Annotated in this window: 4 protein-coding genes; 3 read left to right on the forward strand and 1 reads right to left on the reverse strand. The window is 67.9% G+C overall.

Features of this window, described 5'->3' with window-relative positions; genetic code table 11:
* Nucleotides 1–984, forward strand: a 984-nt coding sequence (locus tag RMO30_RS04590) for an alpha-galactosidase (protein ID WP_309710110.1), incomplete at its 5' end; no start/stop codon positions are given.
* 58 nt (nt 985–1042) lie between these two features.
* On the forward strand, nt 1043–2794 hold the full coding sequence (locus RMO30_RS04595) for an ATP-binding protein (RefSeq protein ID WP_309710113.1): 1752 nt from the start codon (nt 1043–1045) through the stop codon (nt 2792–2794).
* A 3-nt stretch (nt 2795–2797) separates the two neighbouring features.
* Here RMO30_RS04595 and RMO30_RS04600 read toward each other — a convergent pair whose 3' ends face one another.
* Nucleotides 2798–3244 carry a DUF5997 family protein gene (locus RMO30_RS04600; protein WP_309710116.1) on the reverse strand — a complete coding sequence of 149 codons (447 nt, stop codon included), beginning with the start codon at nt 3242–3244 and terminating at the stop codon, nt 2798–2800.
* A 38-nt stretch (nt 3245–3282) separates the two neighbouring features.
* Here RMO30_RS04600 and RMO30_RS04605 point away from each other — a divergent pair, with 38 nt between their 5' ends.
* On the forward strand, nt 3283–3828 hold the full coding sequence (locus tag RMO30_RS04605) for a LysR substrate-binding domain-containing protein (protein ID WP_309710118.1): 546 nt from the start codon (nt 3283–3285) through the stop codon (nt 3826–3828).
* Nucleotides 3829–4027: the final 199 nt, after the last annotated feature.

Genomic DNA, 4027 nt, shown 5'->3' on the forward strand with positions numbered 1-4027 from the left:
GTCGAGCCCGAGATGGTCAGTGCCGACTCCCGGCTGGCGCGCGAGCATCCCGATTGGATGCTCGCCGACATTGGTGCGGAGGCTGCGGTCCCCCCTCCGTGGCGCCACCAGCACACCCTCGATCTCACCGTGCCCGCAGCGCGCGCACACGTGCTGCAGGCCCTGACAGCACTGCTCACCGAGTATCCGATCGCCTTTCTCAAGTGGGACCACAACCGTGACCAGCACGCCGGCACTGCGGCCGCACACACCCGGGCGGTCTACGCCCTCATCGATGCGCTCCGGGAGCGATTCCCGGCGCTCGCGATCGAGAGTTGCGCCTCCGGCGGGGCGCGAGTCGATCTCGGCATGGCGCAGCGGGTGCACCGGTTCTGGACAAGCGACACGAACGACGCCCTCGATCGGCAGCGTATCCAGCGCTACAGCGGGCTGCTCATGCCGCCGGAACTGCTCGGTGGCCATGTCGGTGCTCCCCGCGCGCACATCAGCGGCCGCACCCACGACCTGTCGTTTCGCCTCGCGACAGCCCTGTTCGGCAGCGCGGGAATCGAGTGGGATCTGGCGACGGCGAGCGACGCCGACCGTGCGCACCTGCGGGCATGGATCGCGACTGTCAAGGCGCTTCGGCCGCTCGTGACCGGGGGGCGCACAGTGCGCACCGACGAAGCCGGCGACGCCCGGATCGTGCACGGACTGGTGAGCCCCGCCACCGACGAAGCGCTCATAGCGCTCGTGACTCTCGAGACGCCAACGGTTGCGGTGCCACCGCCCCTGCGATTCCCGGGACTCGACCCCGACCGCCGCTATCGGATCGAACCGCTCGATCTCGGGGGCGGCCCGCACGTCGTGCAGGATGCCCCGCCCGCGTGGCTCGCCGAGGGCGGCATCACGGTCACCGGTCGGCTGCTCGCCGACCTCGGGCTGCCCGTGCCGCTCCTCGCCCCGCAGCAGGCGCTCGTACTGCACGCCCGAGCGGTCGACTGAACTCAATTGCCCCATAGTGGGGCTGATGAACCCGACGCGCCGCAGGTTAGCTTTCCGTATGACCGCGCTCCGGACTGCTGCGATGGCCCGCGCGCGGGAGCAATCTCCGGTGCTGCACCGCGCAATCATCGCGCTGCTCTGGCTGATGGCCGGCGCCAACATCGTCTACTTTTTCGGACTCCTCGGGTCGAGGGGCGACACTCATCCACTCATCAACGTGTGGGTGGCGCTTGCCACCCAGTGGATTCCGGTAGCGATCTTCTGGCTGGTGGCCTGTCGCACCGGGTTCACTCAGCTCGCTGTGGTCCTCGCCGCCGCCGGCGTGACGTTCGCGGCAATCGGCGACTCGTACTACTCCTTGGCGATGGATGCCGACGGCTATCTTGTATTCCCGTCACCCGCGGATGTTGGCTACCTGCTGTTCTATCCCCTCATGGTGGCTGCGCTTGTGACGCTCATGCGTCGCCACCTCCACGGAGTCGGTCGCCTGGTGCTGTTGGAAACTGCCGTAGCCACGGTCGGGGCGTCGGCAGTTCTCGCCGTCGTGGTCGGCCCGGTGATCTCCGACGCGCTGGCCGGCGACACCGTGCTCGACAGCACGATCTCGCTCGCCTACCCCCTCTTCGACCTGATCTTGATCGCGGTGATCGCAGGATTCGCCTCGGTGCCCACCATGACGATCGGTCGGCGCTGGTGGGCGCTCATCACGGGTCTCGGAATCTTCGCCGCCGCAGACATCGCATACGCCCTCCTGGAGAGTTCGGGCACCTACCTCGCCGGAACCCCCCTCGATGCGACGTGGGCCATCGGTCTCGCCTTCATTACCTGGTGGGGGGCCGGCGTTACGCCGTCACGAACCGAGCACTCCCCGGCACCTCGCCGGGGAGTCTCGGTCGTGCTTCCCGCGGTCGCCGTCCTCGCGGGACTCGCGGTGCTCGTCACGGGCACGACGCTGCACCTGTCGGAATTGGCTATCGTGCTCGCCGCTTTGACGGTCGGTCTGGGAGCCGTGCCCATCGTCTTCCGTCAGGCGATGCTGGGTCGGATGCTCGCCGCCCAGGAAGAGGTCGTGCGTCGGCTGACCGAGCTCGATCAAGCCAAAACCGACATGCTGGTGACGGTCAATCACGAGTTCCGAACGCCGTTGACCTCGATCAACGGGCACGTCGAACTTCTGCTGGATGGCAGCGCAGGCGAGATGCCTCCCGCCGCGATGAGCATGCTCCGCACGATCGAACGGAACGGTGCGCGACTGCAGAGCCTCATCGACGAGACGTTCACCGCCTCCCGGCTGGAAGACCTCGAGAGCCTCGTCGCTCGCTCGCCGGTGGATGTCGCGGGTCTGGTGTCACGCGCAGTGGCGAGAGTCGAGCCGCTGGCGACCAGCCGCGACGTCACCCTCAGCATGGAGGGCGACGGACCCGACGTCATGGTGGATGCCGACGGCGCGCACCTCGAACGGGCGCTTGCCAACCTCATCGACAACGCGGTGAAATTCACCGCCCCCGACGGCGAGGTGATGGTCTCCGCGCACGGCTCAACCGCTGACCGCGAGGTCGTCATCCGGGTCCGGGACACCGGTATCGGCATCCCTGCCGCCGACATCCCCCGACTGTTCACCAAGTTCTTCCGAGCCTCCAACGTGCAGAGCGCCGCCATCCCGGGAGTCGGCCTCGGGCTCTCGATCTCCCAGCAGATCGTTCACGCACACGGCGGAACAATCGCGGTCGACTCCACCGTCGCGCACGGTACAACGATTACCGTTCGACTGCCGGTCGGTCTCGGTGAGGATCGGTTGCCGGAGGGCTGACCGCTACTGGTCGTCGTCGGGATCCGGGGCGGGATCGCGCCTCGCGGGTCGCTCCCCGATAGCTGTTCCAGGCGCGCCGCCGGTGCCAGGCAGGTGCTTCTCACGCTCGATGGAGAGCCACTCCGGCAGGGCGGCCAGGAGGGTACGAATTTCGGATGTCGTCATCGAGTCACTGACCCCTGCCCGAGCGAGCGCCGAGTTCGACACCCCGAGCCGACGTGCAACCTCGCCGCGCGGGTGCGGACCTTCGCGACGGAGCGTGGTCAACCACTCCGGGGGGTCAGTCTGAAGTGCCTGCAGAGCATCCCGCGCGATCGGCACAGAGCGGAACTCCTCGGGCGTCGCCGGCAGGAACACCCCGAGCTTCTCGGCCGCGGTCTTCGGGCTGAGCAGTTGCTGCTTCGGCGGCTTCGGCTGCTGGCGGCGGTCTTCGCGCGGGGCGTCGGTCATACATCCGAGCGTACGTGTCCCACGCGTAGCCTGAGCCCATGCCCGATCCGCTCGTCGTCGCCTTCGTGCCCGGAGTCACGCCCGCCAAATGGGAACGGGTCTGGCGGGAGCGACGCCCCGGCGGACGATTGGAGCTCGTGCCTCTCCCCCAGTCGGCTGCTCTCGCGGCCTTGCGGGGCGGCACCGCGCATATGGCTCTGGCGCGCGACGTTGCGGCCGACGACGACCTGCACGCGATCCCGCTTTACCGGGAGGCTCCTGTCGTGGTCGCACCGCGCGGCTCGCTCGTGGCAGCGCTGGATGCCATTGACGTCGCCGACCTAGACGGCGAGAACGTCCTGCCGATCGATCTCCTCGCGGGAGACGGCGAGGACGTCGTCGAGCTCGTCGCGGCGAACGTCGGCGTCGCCGTCATGCCGCAGTCGGTCGCGCGGGCGCTGTCGCGAAAGGATGTCGTCGCCCGACCGCTTCGGGATGCACCAGATACCGGGATCTCGTTGGTATGGCCAACCGGCGCGTCGCATCCGCTGTGCGACGTGTTCGTCGGGATCGTGCGCGGTCGTACCGCGAACAGCTCCCGCTGAGAAAGCGACCTCAAAAATGTCGGGCTGACAGTGTCTGGTTTCAGGACATAGGAAACCCATGTCTCAAGACATAGGAAACCCTCGGCCACGCTCTGAGGGGTGTCGAAGGCTCGTCTGATCATCACCGCCGTCACCGTCCAGGGTCTGTCGCAGGCGGAGGCCGCACGCACCTACCGGGTCTCGAAAGGGTGGGTTTCGA

Origin of the sequence: Pseudolysinimonas sp. (genome assembly GCF_031389465.1) — a bacterium.
Taxonomy (GTDB): Bacteria; Actinomycetota; Actinomycetes; order Actinomycetales; family Microbacteriaceae; genus Pseudolysinimonas_A.